Raw genomic sequence first — 23454 nt, 5'->3', positions numbered from 1 at the left:
ATGTGTCACGGGACCCGATCAGCCTTAGATTGCGTTATGGGTCTTCAGCCAGCCCAGGCCCGCTTCGGTGGTGGTCAGCGGCTTGTACTCCGCGCCCACCCAGCCCTGGTAGCCGATGCGGTCCAGGTGTTCGAACAGGAAGCGGTAGTTGATCTCGCCGGTACCTGGCTCGTTGCGGCCGGGGTTGTCGGCCAGCTGGATGTGGTTGATCAGTTTCAGGTTGGCTTCCATGGTGCGAGCCAGGTCACCTTCCATGATCTGCATGTGGTAGATGTCGTACTGCAGGAACAGGTTGTCGCTGCCAACCTCGGCCTGGATTTCCAGGGCCTGTTTGGTGGTGTTCAGGTAGAAGCCGGGGATGTCGCGGGTGTTGATCATTTCCATGACCAGGCGGATCCCGGCGGCTTTCAGCTTGTCGGCGGCGTAGCGCAGGTTTTCCACGAAGGTCTTGCGCACGGTGGCGCAGTCCGGGCCTTGTGGGCGAATGCCGGCCAGGGCGTTGACCTGGGTGTTGCCCAGCACCTTGGCGTATTCGATGGCCTTGTCGACACCGGCGCGGAATTCCTCGACGCGGTCAGGGTGGCAGGTGATACCGCGCTCCCCCTTGGCCCAATCGCCCGCCGGCAGGTTGAACAGCACCTGGGTCAGGCCGTTGGCGTCCAGCTGCTGCTTGATCTCGGCAGCGCTGAAATCGTACGGGAAGAGGTACTCTACGCCGCTGAAACCAGCATCGGCGGCAGCCTTGAAGCGGGCCAGGAAGTCCTGTTCGGTAAACAGCATGGACAGGTTGGCAGCGAAGCGAGGCATGTTGTGTCTCCTTGCGATGAAGGCCCCCGGCGCCCTCAGGTAGGGGCCGGCACGGGGGCGTCAGGCGATCAGTCCAGCAGCGAGATGGCGGTTGGCGCGTCGTTGCCGACCAGGGCCAGGTCTTCGAACTCGTTGACCGCGTTGATCTCGGTGCCCATGGAAATGTTGGTCACACGTTCGAGAATCACTTCGACCACCACCGGTACGCGGAACTCTTCGGCCATCTTCTGTGCCTTGAGCAGGGCAGGGGCGATCTCGGCCGGCTCGAATACACGGATGGCCTTGCAGCCCAGGCCTTCGACCACGGCGACATGGTCGACACCGTAGGTGGCGGCGTCGGTCGAGTTGATGTTCTCGAACGCCAGTTGTACACAGTAATCCATATCGAAGCCACGCTGTGCCTGACGGATCAGGCCCAGGTAGGCGTTGTTCACCAGCACGTGCACGTACGGCAGATTGAACTGTGCGCCCACCGCCAGCTCTTCGATCATGAACTGGAAGTCGTAGTCACCCGACAGCGCGACCACCTTGCGCTTCGGATCGGCCTTGACCACACCGAGGGCGGCAGGGATGGTCCAGCCCAGCGGGCCGGCCTGGCCGCAGTTGATCCAGTGGCGTGGCTTGTACACGTGCAGGAACTGCGCGCCGGCGATCTGCGACAGGCCGATAGTGCTGACGTAGCAGGTGTCCTTGCCGAATACCTGGTTCATTTCTTCGTATACGCGCTGCGGCTTGACCGGCACGTTGTCGAAGTGGGTCTTGCGCTGCAGGGTGGCCTTGCGCTCCTGGCAGTCTTCCAGCCAGGCCTTGCGGCACTTCAGCTTGCCAGCGGCTTTCCACTCGCGGGCCACTTCGAGGAACACGTCCAGTGCCTTGCCAGCGTCGGAAACGATACCCAGGTCCGGGGTGAACACGCGGCCGATCTGGGTCGGCTCGATGTCCACGTGCACGAACTTGCGGCCTTCGGTGTAGACGTCGACGGAACCGGTGTGGCGGTTGGCCCAGCGGTTACCGATACCGAACACCAGGTCGGATTTCAGCAGGGTGGCGTTGCCATAGCGGTGCGAAGTCTGCAGGCCGACCATGCCGACCATCTGTGCGTGGTCGTCCGGGATGGTGCCCCAGCCCATCAGGGTTGGAATCACTGGTACACCGGTCAGTTCGGCGAACTCGACCAGCTTGTCGCTGGCGTCGGCGTTGATGATGCCGCCACCGGCTACCAGCAGCGGGCGTTCGGCGTCATTGAGCAGGGCCAGGGCTTTTTCGGCCTGTACGCGGGTAGCGGACGGCTTGTGCACTGGCAGCGGTTCGTAGGCGTCGATGTCGAATTCGATTTCGGCCATCTGCACGTCGAACGGCAGGTCGATCAGTACCGGGCCTGGGCGGCCGGTGCGCATTTCATAGAAGGCCTTCTGGAAGGCGTAAGGCACCTGGCCTGGCTCCAGAACGGTGGTGGCCCACTTGGTGACCGGCTTGACGATGTTGGTGATGTCGACGGCCTGGAAGTCTTCCTTGTGCAGGCGGGCACGTGGGGCCTGGCCGGTGATGCAGAGGATCGGGATGGAGTCGGCGGAGGCACTGTACAGGCCGGTGACCATGTCGGTGCCGGCTGGGCCGGAGGTGCCGATGCACACGCCGATGTTGCCTGGGTTGGCACGGGTGTAACCCTCGGCCATGTGCGAGGCGCCTTCGACGTGACGAGCGAGGACGTGATCGATGCCACCGACTTTCTTCAGGGCCGAGTACAACGGGTTGATGGCAGCCCCCGGGATGCCGAACGCGGTATCTACACCTTCACGGCGCATGACCAGAACGGCTGCATCGATTGCTCTCATTTTGCTCATGGTTTGTGCCTCATCGATTTTGTAATTGTATACAACTTGCTTTGTGCCAGAGTGTATTCACGGCTGGCCGCTCAGGTCAACGGGTTTTCGTCGGACGAGGTCGCTTTCGTTCAAGCGCCCGTGAAAAAGGGTGTTTGCAATCTCGCATACGATCGTTTCAATTTATTGTATACAAAAAAACATTCAGTTGTGTTCTATTGGCTTATCGGTTTTTCACCTGCCCTCAGGGCTTCTCACAACAAGAAGAGGACCTTTCCATGAACGCTTTGAACCTGAAAGTCGCGGTCAGCCTGGTGAATGCCGCGCTGGCGGCGGGCCGCAAGATCAACGCCGCGCCACTGACCGTGGCGGTGCTGGATGCCGGCGGCCACTTGCTGGCGCTGCAGCGCGAGGATGGCGCCAGCCTGATCCGGCCGGAGGTGGCTACCGGCAAGGCCTGGGGGGCTATTGCCCTGGGCAAGGGGTCGCGCCTGCTGGCGCTGGACGCGCAGCAGCGGCCGGCATTTTTTGCCGCGCTGAACGGGTTGGGCGAGCGACCGGTGGTGCCGGCGCCGGGTGGTGTGCTGGTGCGTGATCAGGACGGCAAGGTGCTGGGTGCTGTCGGGATCAGCGGGGATACGTCGGATATCGACGAGCAGTGCGCGATCAGTGCGATCGAGGAGGTGGGGTTGAAGGCGGATGCGGGTGTAGCAGCCTAATTCTCTGTTGTCTGTTCCGGCCAATTCGCGGGTGAACCCGCTCCCACAGGATCATCACAGGCTTGAAGCTCGTGGTGTCCCTGTGGGAGCGGGTTCACCCGCGAAGAAGCCAGCGCCGGGGGTCAGGCTACCTCTGGCTCACACCCCTTGAGCACCATGCGGATGATGGTCTCCGCCGCCGCGTCATAATCGCTGTCGGCCAGCTTGGCCTTGCCGGTCACGGCAGAGATCTGCCAGTCGAAATCGGCATAAGTCTGGGTCGCTGCCCAGATGCTGAACATCAGGTGATGCGCATCCACATGGGCGATTTGCCCGCGGTCGATCCAGCGCTGGATGCACTCGATGTTATGGCGCGCCTGCTCGTTCAGCTGCGCTACCTGGTTCGGCGACAGGTGCGGGGCACCGTGCATGATCTCGCTGGCGAATACCTTGGACGCATGCGGCAGGTCGCGCGAAATGCGGATCTTCGAGCGGATGTACGCACTCAGCACTTCCTTCGGGTCACCGTCGGCATTGAACGGGGTCGACGCCTGCATGATCGGCGCGATGATGCTTTCCAGGACCTCGCGGTAGAGGTTGTCCTTGGATTTGAAGTAGTAATACACGTTCGGCTTGGGCAGGCCGGCCTTGGCCGCGATATCGCTGGTCTTGGTGGCGGCGAAGCCCTTGTCGGCGAATTCCTCGCTGGCCGCGCGCAGGATCAGTTCCTTGTTGCGCTCGCGAATGGTGCTCATGGTCAGGGATCTTCCTCGTGTCTGGCCACCTCTAAGAGGGATCGGGCATGGTAGCACCGGGCTCGACGGGCGCTCAAGGCAGCGGCTTTGGGCTAGAATCCTGGACACTCACCCTTCTGGATGCAGGCAAACATGGCAGGAAGCAGTCTACTGGTACTGATCGACGACATCGCCACTGTGCTCGATGACGTCTCGGTGATGACCAAGGTGGCGGCGAAAAAGACCGCAGGCGTGTTGGGCGATGACCTGGCGCTGAATGCCCAGCAGGTCACCGGGGTACGTGCCGAGCGCGAGATCCCTGTGGTGTGGGCAGTAGCCAAGGGCTCGATGGTGAACAAGGCCATCCTGGTGCCGGCGGCGCTGCTGATCAGTGCGTTCATTCCCTGGGCGGTGACGCCGTTGCTGATGCTGGGCGGTGCCTACCTTTGCTTCGAGGGCTTCGAGAAGCTGGCGCACAAGTTCCTGCACAGCAAGGCCGAAACTGACGCCGAGCACGAAGCGCTCAAGGAGGCGGTGGCCGATGCCAATGTCGACCTGGTGGCGTTCGAGAAAGCCAAGATCAAGGGCGCGGTACGTACCGACTTCATCCTGTCGGCAGAAATCATCGCCATCACCCTGGGCATCGTTGCCGACTCGCCGTTGACCCAGCAGATCGTCGTGCTGTCGGGCATCGCGGTGGTCATGACCATCGGCGTCTACGGGCTGGTGGGCGGTATCGTCAAGCTCGATGACCTGGGGCTGTGGATGACCCGCAAGGCATCACGCCTGGCCAGGGCGGTGGGTAACGGCATTCTGCGTGCCGCGCCATACATGATGAAGAGCCTGTCGGTGATCGGCACGGCGGCCATGTTCCTGGTTGGTGGCGGGATCCTGGTGCATGGTATCGGGCCGCTGCATCATGCGATCGAGGCATTCAGCGAAGGGCGTGGCGGGGCGTTGACCGTGGCACTGCTGAACGGCGGTGTGGGGGTGGTGGCCGGTGCCGTGGTGCTGGCCGTGGTGGGCATTGCGGGGAAATTGTGGCGAGCGGTTCGGCCGGCCAGTTGATGCTGCCTGGCCGGGGCTTCGCCCCGGTTCGCGGGTGAACCCGCTCCCACATGTATAGCGTCTGCCATGAATCCGGTGCGGACCCTGTAGGAGCGGGTTTACCCGCGAATGGGCCGCAAGGCGGCCCCTGTACTCAGATCAGAAGTGAACCTTGAGCAGGAAGCTCATGGTGTTCTGGTCGGTGGTGAAGGCATCGGAATCCTTGATGCCGTACTTGTTCTTCCAGTAGTCGTACTCCACACCCACATACAGCTGCTTCTCGCCCAGGTGCAAGGCCTTGCCCAGGTCATACTTGATCTGCGGGTTGAAGTGCAGGTTGGCCTGGTAGGTGCCGCGGCGGTTCTCGTCGTTGTCCACCACCCAGTCCATGAAACCGTCGATCAGCACATCGGACGAACCGACCGGAATGGTGTACGACCACACCGGGGTGATCTGCCACACGTTGTCGCCGGCGCGGCTGCCGTCGGTGGTGCGGTTGTAGAAGTTCAACTGGAAGTAGTCGAAGCCAGGGATGTCCAGGTCGAAACCAGGGCCGATCAGGTACGACTCGGTATCACCTTCGCCGAACTCGTAGGTCATCGCCAGCAGTACGTCCTTGACCGGGCCAAACCCTATCTTCTGGTCGAAGATCTTGCCGAACGACAGGCGCGGGCTGATTTCGCCGTAGTAGGTGTTCGGGCCGTTGCCCTCATCTTTCTGGCCCTGGTAGAAGATCTTGTCGACAAAGATGAAGTTATCGCCGTACTTCCAGCCATCAGCGTGCTCGAAGGTCACGGTTTGCTGGATCGACGGGTTGACCTTGAAGTTCTTGCCCCACAGGTAGGTCAGGCTGTTGTTCTGCCATTGCAGCAGGTCGCCGCCGAAGGTGGTGCCACAGGCCAGCAGGCCGCCGGCGAGGATCAGGCTGTTGATGGTACGCATTGCGAATGTCGCTCCCTTGATTGATCTGTTGTCAGCGCTCGTTATTGGCGCTTTTTGTCTTTTGAGTCAGCTTTTTTCGATAGGCCACAGCTGTTTGGCAAGGGTTGAGCCAACTTTCCTGGGCTGGCAAAACCTTCCTGCTCGACTTCGTTCTGAACGGATGAAAAGGGTCTTTCAGGCTGGCAACACGTTGGCCAACCGCCCGTATTCATTGACTGAGCGGTCAGTAAACGCAGGCAGAATCCGTTCTGCCCTGATCGAGGGGGCGCGCAGATTACTGGCTTGCGCGCCTTGCCTCAAGTGCTCCGTCCTGGAGCAGAGTGGAACAAACTTGTGCGTTTGGTCAGTTTTCTAGAAGTGCACTTTGATCAGCGCACTGGCGACACTCTGGTTGCTTTCCAGATTGCCGCGGCTGTCGATGCCGTACTTGTCCTTCCAGTAGCTGTACTCAAAGCCCACGTACAGCTGCTTGGCGCCCAGGTTCAGCGCTTTGCCCAGGTCGTACTTCACCTGCGGGTTGAAGTGCAGGTTGGCGTGGTAGGTGCCACGGCGGGTCTGGTCATTGTCGGTGACCCAGTCCATGTAGCCGTCGATCAGAATGTCGGACCTGCCCACGGGGATGGTGTAGGACCAGCCGGGGGTGATCTGCCAGACGTTGTCACCCGGGCGGCTGCCCTCGGTGTTGCGCACGTAGAAATTCAGGGTGAAATAGTTGAAGCCGGGGACGTTCAGGTCGAAACCAGGGCCGATCAGGTAGGCCTCGTTGTCGCCTTCGCCGCGCTCGTAGGTCATGGCCAGCAGTACGTCCTTGATCGGGCCGAAGGCCAGCTTCTTGTCAAAGATCTTGCCGAATGACAGGCGTGGGCTGAACTCGCCGTAGTAGGTGGTGACGCCTTTGCTGGCGTCGGCCTTGCCGTTGTAGAAGATCTTGTCGACGAACATGAAGGTGTCGCCGTACTTCCATTTGTTGGCGTGCTCGAACGTGATGGTCTGCTGGATATCAGGGTTGACCTTGAAGTCCTTGCCGTACAGGTAGGTCAGGCTTTCGCCGTGCCATTGCAGCCATTCGCCTGCATGCGAGGGGAGGGTGGCCAGCAGGCTGCTGCCCAGCAACAGGGACGTGGTGATGCGCTTCATGTTGTGATTCCCGGACTTATTGTTTTTGTTGGCGGTTTATTTGGCGCGCAGGCGCCCCGGGCGGCCCATTCCGGCGGGCCGACGGTGTTGCGTTTACTGCCTGTGTGAATGCGGGGCGGCCATGCGCCGCCCCGTCTGGCTCAATGCTGGTGACAGGCTTCGTTGTGCACCGCGCGGTCGGCACCACCAAGGATGTTGAACAGCACGTTCAACACCAGGGCACTGACCGTGGCCATGGCGATGCCACTGTGGGTGATGGGCTCCATCCACTGGGGCATCTGGGCGAAGAACTCCGGACGTACCACGGGGATCAACCCGAAGCCGACGCTCACTGCAACCAGCAGCTGGTTGCGACGGTCGCCGATGTCCGCCTCCTGGAGAATCTTGATCCCGGTGGCGGTGACCATGCCGAACATGGCGATGGACGCGCCGCCCAGTACCGCTGGCGGGATCGAGGCAATCAGGAAGGCCGCCTTGGGCAGCAGGCTGAGCAGTATCAGCAGTGCACCGGCCACGATGGTGACATAGCGGCAGCGCACCCCGGTCATCTGCACCAGGCCGATGTTCTGGGCGAACGAGGAGTGGGTGAAGGTGTTGAAGAAGCCGGCGATGAACGACGCACCGGCATCGCACAGCAGGCCGCGACGCAGCATCCCTGGGGTAACTTCACGATCGGTCACCTTGCCCAGGGCCAGGAACATGCCGGTGGACTCGACGAAGATGATCACCACCACCAGGCACATGGACAGGATCGGCGCCAGGCTGAAGGTCGGCATGCCGAAGTGCAGTGGGGTCACCACTTGCAGCCACGGTGCGTCGTTCAGGCCCGACAGGTCGACCATGCCGATGGAGCCGGCCAGGATGTAGCCCAGGCCCATGCCCACCAGCACCGACACGTTGACCCAGAAACCGCGCATGAAGCGGTTGATCAGCAGGATTACCGCCAGCACCAGGCCGGCCACAAGCAGGTAGATCGGCGAGCCGAAGGTATCTGCCTGTTGGCCACCACCGGCCCAGTTGACTGCCACCGGGAACAGCGACAGGCCAATCGAGGTGATCACCGTGCCGGTAACCAGGGGTGGGAAGAAGCGTACGACCTTGGACATGAACGGCGCGATCAGCATGCCGAAGAACCCGGCGGCAATGGTCGCGCCGAAGATCCCCTGCAGGCCCACGCCGGGCATGCCGGCCATGGCCACCATGCTGCCGACGGCAGCGAAACTGGCACCCATCATTACCGGCATGCGGATGCCCACCGGGCCGATACCGAAGGACTGGATGATGGTGGCGACGCCAGCGACCAGCAGGTCGGCGTTGATCAGGAAAGCGACTTCTTCACGGGACAACCCGGCGGCCTGGCCGATGATCAACGGCACGGCGATCGCGCCGCCGTACATCAGCAGAACGTGTTGCAGGCCAACCAGGATCAGTTGGAACAGGGGCAAGGGCTCGCGCGGCGGCGCAACAGGGATGTACGCCTTGCGTGACTCGGACATGCAGCACCTCGAGTTTTGTTTTTATTCTCGGATCCAAGCGCCGGCCTCAGGCGGCAGGCTCGCTGTGAAGAGAGCCTGGGGTTCCCGCCTGACGCTGAACGCTCGATGCTTGCTTGTTGCATATGTCTTGAAACAGAGGCCGGGAGTGCCGGCCTCTTCGCGGGTGAACCCGCTCCCACAGGGGGCGGTGTTATCCCGACAATTGTGTTTCAGTTGACCGGGGCGCCTTTGGCGATCCAGTCACCGACGAGCTTGCGCTCTTCGGTGGTCATCTGGGTGATGTTGCCCAGCGGCATGATCTGGCTGGCGACCGCTTGCGCCTGGATGCGCGCGGCCTGGGCCTGGATCTGCTGCGGGGTGTCGAACATCACTCCGGCAGGGGCGGCGCTGAACAGTGGGCTGGTCGGCTTGGACGAGTGGCACACGGTGCAGCGTTCCTGAATGACATTGTGGATCTTGTCGAAGCTCTCGCCGCCGGCCTGGGCGGTGGCCTGGGCTGGGGCTTCGGCCGGCGCGGCAGGCGCTGCGGCAGCCTTGGCGGCGTCCTCGGCGCGTTGCTCGGCAGCGGTCTTGCCACCAACCGCAGTTGCAGGCAGAGGCTGGTATTCGATCTTCGCCGCAGCTTGCTCCGGGCTGACGGCCATCGGTTTCGGACCGGTGACATAGGCCAGGCAGATCATCGCCAGGGCGCCGACCGGCAGGGTCCAGGCGTACTTGTTGCTGTCGTGGCGGGTGTTGAAGTAGTGGCGGATCAGGACCGCGGCTACTGCGATACCGGCCAGGATCAGCCAGTTGTACTGGCTACCGTAGGTGCTCGGGAAGTGGTTGCTGATCATGATGAACAGCACCGGCAGGGTGAAGTAGTTGTTGTGGCGCGAGCGCAGCAGGCCCTTGGCCGGCAGTACCGGGTCTGGGGTCTGGTTGTTCTCGATCGCCGCAACCAGCTGGCGCTGGGCCGGCATGATGATGCGGAACACGTTGCCGACCATGATGGTGCCGATGATCGCGCCGGTGTGCAGGTACGCACCACGGCCGCTGAACACCAGGCTGAAGCCCCAGCATGCCGCGATGATCAGCACGAACAGTACTGCACCGAGCAGCGCTGGCTTCTTGCCCAGGGGCGAGTCGCAGAGGAAGTCGTAGATGAACCAGCCTGCGATCAGCGAGCCGATACCGATGGCCACGCCTTCGGCACCGCTCAAGGTGCTGCCAGGGGCCAGCAGGTACAGGGTCGGGTTCCAGTAGAACACCACGCACAGCAGGGCAATACCGGACATCCAGGTGAAGTAGGCCTCCCATTTGAACCAGTGCAGGTTCTCGGGCATTTTCGGGGGGGCGAGCTTGTATTTCTCCAGGTGGTAGATACCACCGCCGTGAATTGCCCAGAGATCACCCGACAACCCATCGCGCGGGTTGCTTCGGTTCAGGTGGTTCTCCAGCCAGACGAAGTAGAACGATGCACCGATCCAGGCGACACCGGTGATCATGTGAACCCAGCGAATGCTCAGGTTCAGCCATTCGTGAAGGTGTGCTTCCACAGTATGTACCTCTTGCCGGTCACCCGCTCGGGCAATGCCCTTGAATGACCGACCTTTTCTTATTGGTGGGGATTGAGGACCAGCATCTGTTCCTCGGTGAAGTAATGCTCGTCGCAGTTGTTGCCGGAACCACTGCGATCAACCACCAGGAAGTCATCCCGCTTTTCGATCGTCAGCACCGGGTGGTGCCAGACGCCGCGATGGTAATTAACGCCCTGCCTGCCATTACTGCGGAAGGCTCGGACCAAACCTGATACAGGTGCATCGCCAACTGGCGCGACCACGATCAGAAAGGGGTTGCCGAGCAGCGGGATGAAAGCCTGGCTGCCCAGCGGATGGCGTTCCAGCATGCGCACGGTCAGCGGCATGTCCAGCGCGTCGGCGCGGAAGATGCTGATGATCGCCTTGTCTTCAGGCTCGGCGGTTTCGACCGTGGCGAGCTTGTGGAAGCGCATGGTCGAGCCGTTGTTGATCATGAAGTGGTCGCTGCCGTCGGTTTCGATCACGTCTCCGAAGGGGGCGAAGGCTTCTTTGGTCAGGGGCTCGATCATCAGGGTGCGCATGCGGATATCTCTTCTATGTTCGTTGTTCTGGATAAGGCTCAAGCGTTGCGGCGGCTTTACAGCTGCAGCAGGCGGAACAGGGCGATCAGGTTGATCTGCGCCAGGGCTTCCTTGAATTCGGCATCGGCATCGTTGTGGATGCGTTTTTCGAAGGAGGCGAGGATCTGGTGCCGGTTGCTGCCTTTTACCGCCATGATGAACGGGAACTGGAACTTGGCCTTGTAGGCGTCGTTCAGTTCGGTGAAACGGGCGAACTCTTCGGCGGTGCACTGGTGAATACCGGCGCCTGCCTGCTCGTTGGTGCTCGATTCGGTCAGCTCGCCCTGGATGGCGGCCTTGCCGGCCAGGTCCGGGTGAGCGTTGATCAGCGCCAACTGGTCGGCGTGGTTGGCGCTGAGCAGGATGTCGCTCATGCGCTGGTGCAGCGCCTCGATCTCGTCCAGTTCGCCCAGTTGGCCCAGGTCATAGGCTTTTTCGGCTACCCACGGCGAGTGCTCGTAGATGTCGGCGAAGGCCTTGACGAAGGCGTCGCGGTCCAGGGCGGATGGCTTGAGGGTCTTGAAGGCGGTCATCAGGCGTTCTCTTTCTTGTACGGGTGGGTGGCGTGCCAGTGGCGGGCGATGTCCACGCGACGGGCGAACCAGACCTGGTCATGGCTTTTTGCGTAATCGACGAAGCGCTTCAGTGCGGCCAGGCGCGCCGGGCGGCCGACCAGGCGGCAGTGCAGGCCGATGGACAGCATTTTCGGTGCTTCGGCGCCCTCGGCGTACAGCACATCGAAGGCGTCCTTCAGGTACTGGAAGAACTGCTCGCCGCAGTTGAAGCCCTGTACCTGGGTGAAGCGCATGTCGTTGGTGTCGAGGGTGTAGGGGATCACCAGGTGCGGCTTGCCGGTAGGGTTGTTCGGCTCCCAGTAGGGCAGGTCGTCGTCGTAGGTGTCGCTGTCATACAGGAAGCCGCCTTCCTCCATCACCAGTCGACGGGTGTTCGGGCCGGTGCGGCCGGTGTACCAGCCCAGCGGGCGCTCGCCGGTGATTTCGGTGAGGATGCGGATGGCTTCGAGCATGTGCTCGCGCTCCTGGGCCTCGTCCATGTACTGGTAGTCGATCCAGCGGTAGCCGTGGCTGCAGATTTCATGACCGGCCTCGGCCATGGCACGGATCACGTCGGGGTGGCGCTGGGCGGCCATGGCCACGGCGAAGATGGTCAACGGCACGCCGCTGTCCTTGAACAGTTTCAGCAGGCGCCACACGCCGGCACGGCTGCCGTACTCGTACAGCGATTCCATGCTCATGTTGCGCACGCCCTGCAGTGGCTGGGCGGCGACCATTTCCGAGAGGAACGCTTCGGACTCCTTGTCACCGTGCAGGATGTTGCGTTCGCCACCTTCCTCGTAGTTGAGGACGAAAGACAGCGCGATGCGAGCGTTGCCCGGCCATTGCGGGTGAGGAGGGTTGTTGCCGTAACCGATCAGGTCGCGAGGGTAGTCAGCGCTCACTGCAGTCTTCCTTCTTGTGCGTTTGTGCGGGGGTGGGCGGACCGCGTCGGGATGTCGCACCACCGGATGGGCTGATTGTATACAACTTCTGAAATCTTTTGTAAGCCTGTTTTTCCGCATTTCTTCCCTTTTGTCGCCTCGCAGCAACCTTGAAAAACAGTGCAAGAAACCTGCCTGATTGGTCAGCTAATGACGTTGGTGTCGTTACCAGGCCTGTCTTTGCGATCGGTGGGTCGCTCAGGGGCAAGATTCGCTGCGGGCGACAGATGGGTTGAAAAAATTGTGTACAATCTTGGCTCGGAATGTCTTAATGACGTCATTCCCGCCTGCCGCAGGCGCTATGCTGGTGCGACGGCTGAGTATTTTTTGCCCACAGATTGAACAAGAGGCGACAAGCAATGGGACGTTTGACCACACACGTACTGGATGCCGCGCATGGCTGCCCGGGCAGCTCGATCAAGGTCGAGCTGTACCGTGTCGAAGGCCAGCAGCTTGAGCTGGTGAACACCGCCCTGACCAACAGCGATGGCCGCGTCGATGCGCCGCTGCTGCAGGGTGACGACTACCGTACCGGCGTCTACCAGCTGCAGTTCAGCGCTGGTGACTACTACCGCGCTCGCGGTGTACAGCTGCCGGCCCAGGCGTTTCTGGATGTTGTCGTGCTGCGCTTTGGTATCGACGAGCAGCAGGAGCACTACCACGTGCCGCTGCTGATCTCGCCGTACAGCTATTCGACCTATCGTGGAAGCTAGTTGGTCGCTAGAAGAATCTTCGTAGGTCCTTTGGCCCGCTCTCACACTGGCGGGCTTTTTTTATTGGCGAATGGTGGTTTGTAGATTTGCAGGCGCGGACAGTATCCGGCCTGTTTTGTAGTTCGTATGAACTCCAGCACCCGCCATGATCCCACCTGCAAAGTTGAAGCTGAGCCCCACGGCTGCAGCCCCCGCCTGTTCATTGTTACTGCCTTGCAAGGCCTGTACGGCCACCTGGCCCCACTCGAAACTGGAACCGAAAAATAGCGTCGGCTCACTCAAGCTGTTTTTCTTGTTTGGGCTCAAACTTGCTGAAGCATTCTGTGATCGCAGGATGTACCTATCAGCCTTCCAGTCAGGAATACTGGTATCCCTATTACTACCCATTGCCTTGTTGATGACCGCTGTCGCTCGTCCCCATTGCGAAGACGTGTCGACCTGTTCGTGCAAGCGTCGGCGGGTGGGGGAGAACTGTTCAATAGGAGCATCGCCTGGGATGAATATATTCTTGAGCGTTTTGGCGACGCCTTTAAAAAAACCATTGCTTCCCTTGGGGTCGATAAGGTTTACCGGATCTCCTAGACAATATGCATAGGCATTCAAACCGCCTTCTAGAAATGGGCTGTAATCATCGGGACTCACGAACCTCATCAGCACGGGGCTGAATGACCTGTGGCCGTTGCCGAGCGGGTAAGATCCGGAAACCGTATCCCGAAACTCTCCATTGAAACCAATCCGCCTTTTGTCTGCTCCGGTGAAGCCGTATGCGGTATAGGCCGATGGGAGGAGGGCGATGTTGAGCATTGGTAATGCCTATGGCGATAACGCTTGTGAGATTCCCCTGATTTGTAACCATTTCTGATATACCTTGCACCTGACAAAAATATCAGTACATCGGTATATGCGGTTGCTGCAAATGTGCCGAAAATGACAAAAGGCGCCTGAGCGCCCTTCGTCGATGCAGTGAAGGGTCAGAGGAACACAAACTTGGCAATGAAAATCGCGCACAGCACCCACAGACTGGCGGAGATTTCCTTGTACTTGCCGGTACCTGCCTTCAATGCCACATAGCTGATGAAGCCCAGAGCAATACCATCAGCGACCGAGAAAGTCAGCGGCATCATGATCACCGTGACGATCGCCGGAATGCTGTCGGTAGCTTCGTCCCAGTGGATATGCGCCATGCTGCCCATCATCAGCATTGCCACGTAGATCAGTGCGCCCGCGGTGGCATAGGCCGGAATCATTCCGGCCAATGGCGCGAAGAACATGGCGGCAATGAACAGCAGGCCGACCACCACCGCCGTCAGGCCGGTACGGCCACCAGCGGCCACGCCGGCAGCACTTTCCACATAACTGGTCACCGGCGGCACACCGACCACGGCACCGAACACACTCGAAGCGCTGTCAGCCTTCAGCGCCTTCGACAAGTTCTCGATACGCCCGTCCGGTGCCACCAGGTTGGCTCGCTGCGCCACGCCCATTAGCGTGCCGGCGGTGTCGAACATGTGCACGAACAGGAACGCCAGCACCACGCTGATCATGCTGACGTTGAATACGCCAGCCACATCCATGGCCATCCAGGTCGGTGCCAGGCTCGGCGGCATCGACATCACCCCGCCGAATTTCACCAGGCCCAGTCCCCAGCCGGCCAGGGTGACACCGATGATGCTGATCAGGATCGCCCCGAACACCCGCTTGTAGCTGAGGATGGCGATCAGCAGGAAGCACACCGCAGCCAGCAGCGGCCCCGGTTCATGCAGCGAGCCCAGCTTGATCAGCGTGGCGGGGCTGTCGACGATGATGCCTGCCGTCTTCAGGCCGATCAGCCCGAGAAACAATCCGACGCCGGCCCCCATGGCATGGCGCAGGCTGACCGGGATGCTGTTGAGCAACCATTCGCGCACTTTCGACAAGGTCAGGAACATGAACAGCACGCCCGAGACGAATACTGCGCCCAGTGCCGTTTCCCAGTTGTAGCCCATGGTGCCGACCACGGTGTAGGTGAAGAAGGCGTTGAGCCCCATGCCCGGCGCCAGGCCCACCGGCCAGTTGGCGTACAGGCCCATCAGCAGGCAGCCCAGCGCGGCGGCGATGCAGGTGGCGACGAAGGCGGCACCGTGGTCGATGCCTGCGTCGGCCATGATGTTGGGGTTGACGAAGATGATGTAGGCCATGGTGATGAAGGTGGTCACGCCGGCGATCATTTCGGTTCTGACGGTGCTGCCGTGTTGCTTGAGTTTGAAAATCCGCTCCAGCCAGCTCGTTTCGAGCGGTGGAGCAAGATCCAGCGTAGGGGCTTCGGATTTGCGGCTTTCCACAGCGAGTACTCCTCAAGTCTTTCTTGTTGTTCTGGAACCATGGGCCTGCGCAATGCACTTGGCGGCTCCGCGAGGGAAGGCAGACGTCTGACCGGTTTGTTGACTTATGGGTCAAGAAGTTGCTCGGTGGATTATGCTTTTGTGTACAAATAAAGCAAATAATGTTTTATCTTTTGTGTGCGCAATACGTCGTACAACGGCTATATAGGTAAAAGGCCACCTGCAGAAACGGCTCAGCCTGTGTACAATGGCGCCATACTTTCCTTCGTGCCTCGAGAGCCCATGAACGAACAGCTGCAACCTCTGAAGAAACCTGCGCGTACCGGCAAGGCTGGCCGCAGTGGTACCCAGGACGACATCGTCTACGCGCATATTTTCGAGGCAATCCTCGAGCAGCGTCTGGCACCGGGTACCAAGTTGAGCGAGGAAGCGCTGGGCGAGATCTTCGGCGTCAGCCGCACCATCATTCGCCGCGCGTTGTCGCGGCTGGCCCATGAAAGCGTGGTGCTGTTGCGGCCGAACCGCGGCGCAGTGGTGGCCAGCCCTACAGTGGAAGAAGCCCGTCAGGTGTTCTTCTCCAGGCGCATGGTCGAACGGGCCATTACCGAACTGGCCGTGCAGCACGCTACCCTGGAGCAGCTCAACGAGCTGCGGCAGATGGTGCGGGAGGAGCGCGACAGCTTCTCGCGTGGTGACCGTGGTGCCGGCATTCGTCTTTCCGGCGAATTCCACCTCAAGCTGGCCGAGGCTGCGGGCAATGCGCCGCTGGTCAGCTTCCAGCGCAGCCTGGTGTCGCAGACTTCGTTGATCATCGCCCAGTACGAAAGCGGCAACCGCTCGCATTGCTCGTATGACGAGCACATGCAGCTGATCGATGCCATCGAGGCGCGCGATGCCGAGCAGGCGGTGAGCCTGATGATGCACCACATGGACCACATCGACAGCAAGCTGAACCTGGACGAGGAGAGTGCCTCGGACGATCTGCATGCGGTGTTCTCGCACTTGCTGAAAAAGCCCAAGGTATCGGTCAAGGGTTGATCGTTTGCCTGGTTGACTGAAGGGGGCTGCTTTGCAGCCCATTCGCAGCACAAGGCTGCTCCTACAGGCATTGCATAACCCCTGTAGGAGCAGCCTTGTGCTGCGAATGGGGCGCGAAGCGGCCCCCAGCCATTTCTGGCCATTAGCCTGGTGTCTGCTAAATTCTTGTGAGCAAACCTTCATCAAGCAGTTGGGCTTGCGCATTCGTTGCGTTCAACTTCTTGAGGAATGGACTCATGAGCATGTCCCTCGGTAAACGCATGGGGGCCGAGCTGATCGGCACCTTCTGGCTGGTGCTTGGCGGCTGCGGCAGTGCGGTACTCGCCGCCAGCTCCCCCATCGGCATCGGTGTACTTGGCGTCGCCTTCGCCTTCGGCCTCACCGTGCTGACCATGGCCTTCGCCATCGGCCATATCTCCGGCTGTCACCTCAACCCCGCCGTGTCGTTCGGGCTGGTGGTGGGCGGGCGCTTTCCGGCCAAAGAGCTGCTGCCCTACGTGATCGCCCAGGTGATCGGCGCCATTCTGGCGGCAGGTGTGATCTACCTCATCGCCAGCGGCAAGTCAGGTTTCGAGCTGTCTGCGGGATTGGCTTCGAACGGCTACGCCGACCACTCGCCTGGCGGTTACACGCTCGGGGCGGGCTTTGTCAGTGAAGTGGTGATGACGGCGATGTTCCTGGTGGTGATCATGGGCGCTACCGACGCCCGGGCGCCGGCGGGTTTTGCGCCGATCGCCATCGGTTTGGCTTTGACCCTGATCCACCTGATCTCGATCCCGGTGACCAATACCTCGGTCAACCCCGCGCGTAGCACGGGGCCGGCCTTGTTCGTCGGTGGCTGGGCCCTGCAACAGCTGTGGCTGTTCTGGGTGGCGCCGCTGATTGGTGCTGCGATCGGCGGCGCACTGTACCGGGGCCTGGCAAAAGAACCTTAGCGCTGGTGCACGCAACGCCCAGCGGCGTAGGTTTCACGCACGGTGCGGTCGTCGCCGAGGGTGGTCAGCACGAACAGAGTTTCCTCGATGCTGTTGGACTGCTGGATGCGGTAGTCCAGCAAAGGCGTGGCCTTGTAGTCCAGCACCACGAAGTCGGCATCGTTACCCGGGCGCAGGCTGCCGATGCGGTCGTCCAGGCGCAGCGCGCGGGCGCCGCCGAGGGTGGCCAGGTACAGTGACTTGTACGGGTGCAGGCGTGCGCCCTGCAGTTGCATCACCTTGTACGCTTCGTTCAGGGTGTTGAGCAGCGAGAAGCTGGTGCCGGCGCCAACGTCGGTGCCCAGGCCCACATTGACCTTGAAGCGCTCGGCCTGGGGCAGGTTGAACAGGCCGCTGCCGAGGAACAGGTTGGAGGTGGGGCAGAATGCCACCGCCGAGCCGGTTTCGGCCAGGCGCTGGCATTCGTCATCGCACAGGTGCACGCCATGGGCGAATACCGAGCGTTCGCCCAGCAGCTCGAAGTGGTCGTAGACGTCGAGGTAACCCTTCTGCTCGGGGAACAGCGACTTGACCCACTCGATTTCCTTGAGGTTCTCCGACAGGTGCGTGTGCATGTACACGCCCGGGTGCTCCTTGAGCAGTTGGCCCGCCAGCGCCAGCTGTTCAGGCGTACTGGTCGGGGCGAAGCGCGGGGTGACTGCATAATGCAGGCGGCCCTTGCCGTGCCAGCGCTCGATCAGCGCCTTGCTTTCGGCATAGCCGGACTCTGCGGTGTCGGTCAGGTAATCCGGGGCGTTGCGGTCCATCATCACCTTGCCGGCGATCAGGCGCAGGTCCAGGCGTTCGGCTTCTTCGAACAGGGCATTGACCGATTCCGGGTGCACGCTGCCGAACACCAGGGCGGTGGTGGTGCCGTTGCGCAGCAGTTCCTTGAGGAAGATTTTCGCCACTTGGTCGGCGTGTTCCTTATCGGCGAACTGCTTTTCGCAGGGGAAGGTGTAGGTATTCAGCCAGTCCAGCAACTGTTCGCCGTAGGAGCCGATCATGCCGGTCTGCGGGAAATGGATATGGGTGTCGATGAAGCCTGGGGTGATCAATGCGTCCTGGTAGTGCTCGACCGGGATATCGGCGTCCAGGGTCGGCAACAGTTCGGCGGCGTGGCCTACGGCGGTGATGCGGCCATTGTCGACCACCAGCAGGCCGTCCTCGAAGTATTCATGGGAAGCCTCCAGGCCCACCTCGGCCGGGTCGGCGATGCTGTGCAGGATGGCGGCACGGTAGGCTTTGCGGGTAACGGTCATAACACACTCGTCAAATGGCTTGGCTGCGCCGGGAGGGCGGCAGCAACTGGGCAATGGGGCCGGCATTGGCGGCAGCATCGTGCTGGCCGAAGCAGGCGTTGTAGGTGGCAATGATTTCACCGGCGATGGACACGGCGATCTCGATGGGCAGCTTGCCCTTGACCTCGGCCAGGCCCATCGGGCAGCGCATGCGCGACATCACGGCCTCGTCATAGCCGCGCTCGCGCAGGCGGTGCTCGAACTTGACCCGTTTGGTCTTCGAGCCGATCAGGCCGAACCAGGTGAAGTCGTTGCGCTTGAGAATGGCGGCGGTCAATTCCAGGTCGAGCTGGTGGTTGTGGGTCATGACGATGCAGTAGCAGCCTGGCGGCAGGTCTGCCACTTCGTCGACCGGCTCCTCGCTGACCACCTTGGTCACCCCGTCGGGGATCAGGGCAGGGAATTCCTGCTCGCGCGAATCGATCCAGCGCACCCGGCAGGGCAGCGCGGCGAGCAAGGGTACCAGAGCCCGGCCGACATGGCCCGCGCCGAACACCGCGATCTGCGCCTGCACCGCGGCCATGGGTTCGAACAGCAGCACAGTGACGCCGCCGCAGCACTGGCCAAGGCTGGCACCGAGGCTGAAGCGCTCCAGATGCGGGGTGGTGCGGTGCTCTTCGAGCATTTGCCGGGCGATGTGCAGGGCCTTGTATTCCAGGTGGCCGCCGCCGATGGTGTCGAACAGGCCGCTGGCGCTGACGACCATTTTCGAGCCGGCATTGCGCGGGGTCGAGCCGCGCTCCTCGATGATGGTAACCAGCACGCAGGCTTCGCCACGGGACTGATGGTCGGCGAGGGCGTTGATCCATTGGTGCATGATGCAACCTCTCTATAGTCGCGTCGCGATCCCTGTGGGAGCGGGTTCACCCGCGAATGCGGCGGTGAAACCACTATCGCATTCGCGGGTAAACCCGCTCCCACAGGGCCCTGCATTGTCAGTGAGACACGGTTTCCAGCTCCGGCTCGGCAGGTTGCGCTGCAGCCACTGCCTTGCGCATCTGCTCGCAACCCCACAACACCCGCTCCGGCGTTGCCGGCGCATCCACCTGTGGCTGCACGCGGTAGTCGGCGATGCTGGCCACGGCGTCCTTGATCGCGCACCAGGCGGCGATGCCGAGCATGAACGGCGGTTCGCCCACGGCCTTGGAGTGGAACACGGTGTCCTCAGGGTTCTTGCGGTTTTCCACCAGCTTTACCCGCAAGTCCAGCGGCATGTCGGCCACTGCCGGGATCTTGTAGCTGGCCGGGCCGTTGGTCATCAGCTTGCCCTTGGCGTTCCACACCAGTTCTTCGGTGGTCAGCCAGCCCATGCCCTGGATGAAGCCGCCTTCCACCTGGCCGATGTCGATGGCCGGGTTCAGCGAATCACCCACATCGTGCAGGATGTCGGCGCGCAGCATCTTGTATTCGCCGGTCAGGGTGTCGACGACCACCTCCACGCAGGCGGCGCCGAAGGCGAAGTAGTAGAACGGCCGGCCACGTGCCTGGCTGCGGTCGTAGTAGATCTTTGGCGTGCGGTAGAAACCGGTGCTGGACAGCGACACTTGGGCAAAATAGGCCTGCTGCACCAGCTGCTCGAAGCTGACGATCTGGTCGCGCACGCGCACATGGCCGTTGCGGAACTCGACGTCTTCCTCGGTCACCTGGTAGTGCCGTGCGGCGAACTCGGTCAGGCGTTTCTTGAGGATCTCCGCAGCGTTCTGCGCTGCCTTGCCGTTCAGGTCGGCACCACTGGAGGCAGCGGTCGGTGAGGTGTTGGGCACCTTGTCAGTATTGGTGGCGGTGATCTGGATACGGCTGAAATCGACCTGGAAGATCTGCGCCACCACCTGTGCCACCTTGGTGTTCAGGCCCTGGCCCATCTCGGTGCCGCCATGGTTCAGGTGGATACTGCCGTCGGTGTAGATATGGATCAGCGCACCGGCCTGGTTGAGGAAGGTGGCGGTGAACGAAATACCGAACTTGACCGGTGTCAGTGCCAGGCCCTTCTTCAGGACCGGGCTGTTGGCGTTGAAGCGGCGGATCGACTCGCGGCGCTCGGCATAGTCACTGCTGGCTTCCAGTTCGGCGGTCATCTCTTCGAGCATGTTGTGCTCGACGGTCTGGTAGTAGTGGGTGACGTTGCGCTCGGTCTTGCCGTAGTAGTTGGCCTTGCGCACCGCCAGCGGGTCGCGGCCCAGGTGGCGAGCGATGTGGTCCATCACCTGCTCGATGGCGACCATCCCTTGCGGGCCGCCAAAGCCGCGATAGGCGGTGTTGGAGGCTGTGTTGGTCTTGCAGCGGTGGCCGTGCACGGTGGCATCGCCCAGGTAGTAGGCATTGTCGGAGTGGAACATGGAGCGGTCGACGATCGAACCGGACAGGTCGGGCGAGTAGCCGCAGTTGCCGGCCAGGTCGAAGTTGATGCCGTGCAGGCGCCCGTCGTCGTCGAAGCCCACGTCGTACTCGACGTAGAACGGGTGGCGTTTGCCGGTCATGGTCATGTCTTCGACCCGTGGCAGGCGCATCTTGGTCGGCTGGCCGGTCAGGCGCGCCACCACGGCGCACAGGCACGCCGGGCTGGCGGCCTGGGTTTCCTTGCCGCCAAAACCGCCACCCATGCGGCGCATGTCCAGCACCACCTTGTTCATTGGCACGTCGAGTACTTCGGCGACCAGTTTCTGCACTTCGGTGGGGTTTTGCGTGGAGCAGTAGACGATCATGCCGCCGTCTTCGGTGGGCATCACCGAGGAAATCTGCGTTTCCAGGTAGAAGTGCTCCTGGCCACCGATGTGCAGGGTGCCCTGGATGCGGTGCGGTGCACTGGCCAGGGCAGCGGCGGAATCGCCACGCTGGTGGGTGTGGCTGTCGAGCACGAAGTGCTTCTTGCGCAGTGCTTCGACCACATCCAGCACCGGCTCCAGGTCTTCATACTCGACGATGGCGGCCATGGCCGCACGGCGCGCGGTATCGAGGTCACGGGCGGCCACGGCGAGCACCGGCTGGCCGAAGAACTCGACCTTGTCGATGGCCAGCAGCGGGTCGCCGGCTACCACCGGGCCGATGTCCTTGAGGCCGGGGATGTCTTCGTGGGTAATGGCGATACGCACGCCCTCGAAGGCATAGCACGGCGTGGTGTCGATGCGCAGGATGCGCGCGTGGGCGCGGTCGGCGGTGCGCGCATAGACGTGCAGCTGGTTGGGGAATTCCAGGCGGTCGTCGATGTACACGGCCTCGCCGGACACATGCTTGTCGGCGCTGTCGTGCTTGACGCTGCGGCCGACCCCGGTGGTCAGGTCCTGGCTGAACAGTTCGGCCATCTCGGCCTGGCTCTTGGCTACGTGATGGTTAGACATAAGCGGTCACCCGGGTTTCGATGTACGGCGTTTGCTGTTCGATGAAGTACTTGCGCAGCAGGTTCTGGGCGGTCAGCAGGCGGTATTCCTTGCTGGCGCGGAAGTCGCTGAGCGGGGTGAAGTCTTCCGCCAGGGCCTGGCAGGCGCGCTCGATGGCAGCCTGGTTCCACGGCTTGCCGCGCAGCGCCGCTTCGCAGGCACGGGCCCGTTTGGGGATCGCCGCCATGCCGCCGAAGGCGATGCGCACACCGCTGACCACGCCGTCTTCGATGCTCAGGTTGAAGGCGCCGCATACGGCAGAAATGTCATCGTCCAGGCGCTTGGACACTTTATAGGCGCGGAACGCCCAATCGCTGGTGGCGCGCGGCACGATGATCTTCTCGATGAACTCGCTGTCCTGGCGGGCGGTGATGCGGTAGTCGATGAAGTAGTCTTCCAGTGGCATCACCCGCTGGCGATCGCCCTGGCGCAGGACGATCTGTGCATCCAGGGCAATCAGCAGGGGTGGCGAGTCACCGATTGGCGAAGCGTTGCCGATATTGCCGCCCAGGGTGCCCTGGTTGCGGATCTGCAGCGAGGCGAAGCGGTGCAGCAGGGCACCGAAGTCCGGGTATTCCTCGTTCAGCGCACCGTAGCAGTCGGTGAGCGGTGTGGCGGCGCCGATTTCCAGATGGCTGGCGGTTTTCTCGATGCGCTTGAGCTCGGCCACATGGCCGACGTAGATCATCACCGGCAAGGTCTTGTGGAACTGGGTGACTTCCAGTGCCAGGTCGGTACCGCCGGCCAGCAGCCGCGCTTCGGGGTGCGAGCTGTACAGGTCGGCCAGGTCGGCCACGGTCAGTGGTACCAGGCAGCGCTTGTCGCCACTGTTCAGTTCGCCGGTCTGGGTTGGGGCAATGGCCTTGAGGCGGCTGATGGTCTGTGCCTGCTGGGCATCGAACTGGTCGCGGCAGGGCTGGCGGCAGCTCTGCTCGGCGGCGTCGAGGATCGGCCGGTAGCCGGTGCAGCGGCACAGGTTGCCGGCCAGGGCTTCCTGGGCCTGGTGCAGGTCGGGGCCGCTGCTGTTCTTCTGCAGGGCGAACAGCGACATGACGAAGCCGGGTGTACAGAAGCCGCACTGCGAGCCATGGCAATCGGCCATGGCCTGTTGCACGCTGTGCAGCTGGCCCTGGTGCTTGAGACCCTCGACGCTGATAAGTTGCTTGCCGTGCAGCGACGAGACGAAGGTCAGGCACGAGTTGAGGCTACGGTAGCGGATGCTGTCGTTGCCTTGGTCGTCCTGGGTCAGTTCGCCGACCACCACGGTGCAGGCACCGCAGTCACCACTGGCGCAGCCCTCCTTGGTGCCAGGTTTGCCCAGGTGCTCGCGCAGGTACTGCAGCACCGTCATGTTCGGGTCCAGGGCATGCTCACTACGCAGCTCCTGGTTTACGAGAAACTGGATCACGGG

At 61.9% G+C, this 23454-nt stretch carries 20 protein-coding genes and 1 pseudogene; 5 read left to right on the top strand and 16 right to left on the bottom strand.

What is annotated here, in order from left to right:
- Window positions 1-24 precede the first annotated feature (24 nt).
- Both hyi and gcl read right to left on the bottom strand, forming a co-directional pair.
- The gene (gene hyi, locus E5221_RS19530; RefSeq protein ID WP_003259508.1) at window positions 25-807 is read right to left on the bottom strand and encodes a hydroxypyruvate isomerase; all 783 of its coding nucleotides are present in this window, start codon (window positions 805-807) and stop codon (window positions 25-27) included.
- A gap of 68 nt (window positions 808-875) precedes the next feature.
- Window positions 876-2651 (bottom strand): glyoxylate carboligase, encoded by a 1776-nt coding sequence (gene gcl / locus E5221_RS19525; RefSeq protein WP_015271168.1) that lies wholly within the window; start codon window positions 2649-2651, stop codon window positions 876-878.
- Window positions 2652-2908: 257 nt separating this feature from the next.
- Between gcl and E5221_RS19520 the strand changes: the two genes are divergently transcribed.
- Window positions 2909-3349 (top strand): heme-binding protein, encoded by a 441-nt coding sequence (locus E5221_RS19520; protein ID WP_013973539.1) that lies wholly within the window; start codon window positions 2909-2911, stop codon window positions 3347-3349.
- A gap of 122 nt (window positions 3350-3471) precedes the next feature.
- Here E5221_RS19520 and E5221_RS19515 read toward each other — a convergent pair whose 3' ends face one another.
- The gene (locus tag E5221_RS19515) at window positions 3472-4083 is read right to left on the bottom strand and encodes a TetR/AcrR family transcriptional regulator (protein WP_013973538.1); all 612 of its coding nucleotides are present in this window, start codon (window positions 4081-4083) and stop codon (window positions 3472-3474) included.
- A gap of 132 nt (window positions 4084-4215) precedes the next feature.
- On the opposite strand from E5221_RS19515, the gene E5221_RS19510 reads away from it, so the two are divergent.
- Window positions 4216-5130, top strand: a complete 915-nt coding sequence (locus tag E5221_RS19510) for a DUF808 domain-containing protein (RefSeq protein WP_039614444.1) — start codon at window positions 4216-4218, stop codon at window positions 5128-5130.
- Window positions 5131-5268: 138 nt separating this feature from the next.
- Here E5221_RS19510 and E5221_RS19505 read toward each other — a convergent pair whose 3' ends face one another.
- From E5221_RS19505 to puuE, 7 genes are all read right to left on the bottom strand, one after another.
- Window positions 5269-6051, bottom strand: a complete 783-nt coding sequence (locus E5221_RS19505; protein ID WP_003259506.1) for an outer membrane protein OmpK — start codon at window positions 6049-6051, stop codon at window positions 5269-5271.
- A 351-nt stretch (window positions 6052-6402) separates the two neighbouring features.
- The gene (locus E5221_RS19500) at window positions 6403-7188 is read right to left on the bottom strand and encodes an outer membrane protein OmpK (RefSeq protein ID WP_015271165.1); all 786 of its coding nucleotides are present in this window, start codon (window positions 7186-7188) and stop codon (window positions 6403-6405) included.
- A gap of 140 nt (window positions 7189-7328) precedes the next feature.
- On the bottom strand, window positions 7329-8684 hold the full coding sequence (locus E5221_RS19495) for a nucleobase:cation symporter-2 family protein (RefSeq protein WP_013973535.1): 1356 nt from the start codon (window positions 8682-8684) through the stop codon (window positions 7329-7331).
- A 209-nt stretch (window positions 8685-8893) separates the two neighbouring features.
- On the bottom strand, window positions 8894-10222 hold the full coding sequence (locus tag E5221_RS19490; protein ID WP_061551043.1) for a urate hydroxylase PuuD: 1329 nt from the start codon (window positions 10220-10222) through the stop codon (window positions 8894-8896).
- Window positions 10223-10281: 59 nt separating this feature from the next.
- Window positions 10282-10785, bottom strand: a complete 504-nt coding sequence (locus tag E5221_RS19485) for an ureidoglycolate lyase (RefSeq protein ID WP_003259500.1) — start codon at window positions 10783-10785, stop codon at window positions 10282-10284.
- 56 nt (window positions 10786-10841) lie between these two features.
- A complete protein-coding gene (gene uraD / locus E5221_RS19480; RefSeq protein ID WP_013973532.1) occupies window positions 10842-11357 on the bottom strand; it encodes a 2-oxo-4-hydroxy-4-carboxy-5-ureidoimidazoline decarboxylase in 516 nt (171 codons plus the stop codon).
- Window positions 11357-12283: an allantoinase PuuE gene (gene puuE / locus E5221_RS19475; RefSeq protein ID WP_013973531.1), complete on the bottom strand. Its 927-nt coding sequence runs from the start codon at window positions 12281-12283 to the stop codon at window positions 11357-11359. Before puuE ends, uraD begins: the two co-directional genes overlap by 1 nt.
- A 398-nt stretch (window positions 12284-12681) precedes the next feature.
- Here puuE and uraH point away from each other — a divergent pair, with 398 nt between their 5' ends.
- Entirely contained in the window at window positions 12682-13035 is a 354-nt protein-coding gene (gene uraH, locus E5221_RS19470; protein WP_003259496.1) for a hydroxyisourate hydrolase, read from the top strand.
- 546 nt (window positions 13036-13581) lie between these two features.
- Here the strand turns inward: uraH and E5221_RS28895 are convergent.
- Both E5221_RS28895 and E5221_RS19460 read right to left on the bottom strand, forming a co-directional pair.
- Window positions 13582-13812 (bottom strand): annotated as a pseudogene (locus E5221_RS28895) (RHS repeat-associated core domain-containing protein); the annotation flags it as partial.
- A gap of 194 nt (window positions 13813-14006) precedes the next feature.
- On the bottom strand, window positions 14007-15326 hold the full coding sequence (locus E5221_RS19460) for an NCS2 family permease (RefSeq protein ID WP_153671158.1): 1320 nt from the start codon (window positions 15324-15326) through the stop codon (window positions 14007-14009).
- Window positions 15327-15638: 312 nt separating this feature from the next.
- On the opposite strand from E5221_RS19460, the gene E5221_RS19455 reads away from it, so the two are divergent.
- Both E5221_RS19455 and aqpZ read left to right on the top strand, forming a co-directional pair.
- Entirely contained in the window at window positions 15639-16394 is a 756-nt protein-coding gene (locus E5221_RS19455; protein ID WP_003259493.1) for a GntR family transcriptional regulator, read from the top strand.
- A gap of 236 nt (window positions 16395-16630) precedes the next feature.
- The gene (gene aqpZ, locus E5221_RS19450; RefSeq protein ID WP_061551045.1) at window positions 16631-17329 is read left to right on the top strand and encodes an aquaporin Z; all 699 of its coding nucleotides are present in this window, start codon (window positions 16631-16633) and stop codon (window positions 17327-17329) included.
- On the opposite strand, the gene guaD is transcribed toward aqpZ, so the two are convergent.
- The 4 genes from guaD to xdhA form a co-directional block, all read right to left on the bottom strand.
- Window positions 17326-18630, bottom strand: a complete 1305-nt coding sequence (guaD, locus tag E5221_RS19445) for a guanine deaminase (RefSeq protein WP_061551046.1) — start codon at window positions 18628-18630, stop codon at window positions 17326-17328. The two genes, aqpZ and guaD, sit on opposite strands and share 4 nt — an antisense overlap.
- 10 nt (window positions 18631-18640) lie before the next feature.
- Window positions 18641-19486, bottom strand: a complete 846-nt coding sequence (gene xdhC / locus E5221_RS19440; RefSeq protein WP_013973525.1) for a xanthine dehydrogenase accessory protein XdhC — start codon at window positions 19484-19486, stop codon at window positions 18641-18643.
- A 118-nt stretch (window positions 19487-19604) separates the two neighbouring features.
- Entirely contained in the window at window positions 19605-22004 is a 2400-nt protein-coding gene (xdhB, locus tag E5221_RS19435; RefSeq protein WP_247846279.1) for a xanthine dehydrogenase molybdopterin binding subunit, read from the bottom strand.
- Window positions 21997-23451 carry a xanthine dehydrogenase small subunit gene (gene xdhA / locus E5221_RS19430; protein ID WP_015271156.1) on the bottom strand — a complete coding sequence of 485 codons (1455 nt, stop codon included), beginning with the start codon at window positions 23449-23451 and terminating at the stop codon, window positions 21997-21999. The genes xdhB and xdhA overlap by 8 nt, the downstream gene beginning before the upstream one ends.
- Window positions 23452-23454 lie beyond the last annotated feature (3 nt).

The sequence above is a fragment of the Pseudomonas sp. A2 genome (genome assembly GCF_023100865.1).
GTDB lineage: Bacteria > Pseudomonadota > Gammaproteobacteria > Pseudomonadales > Pseudomonadaceae > Aquipseudomonas > Aquipseudomonas asiatica.
This window is presented reverse-complemented; position numbering and strand designations above follow the sequence as displayed.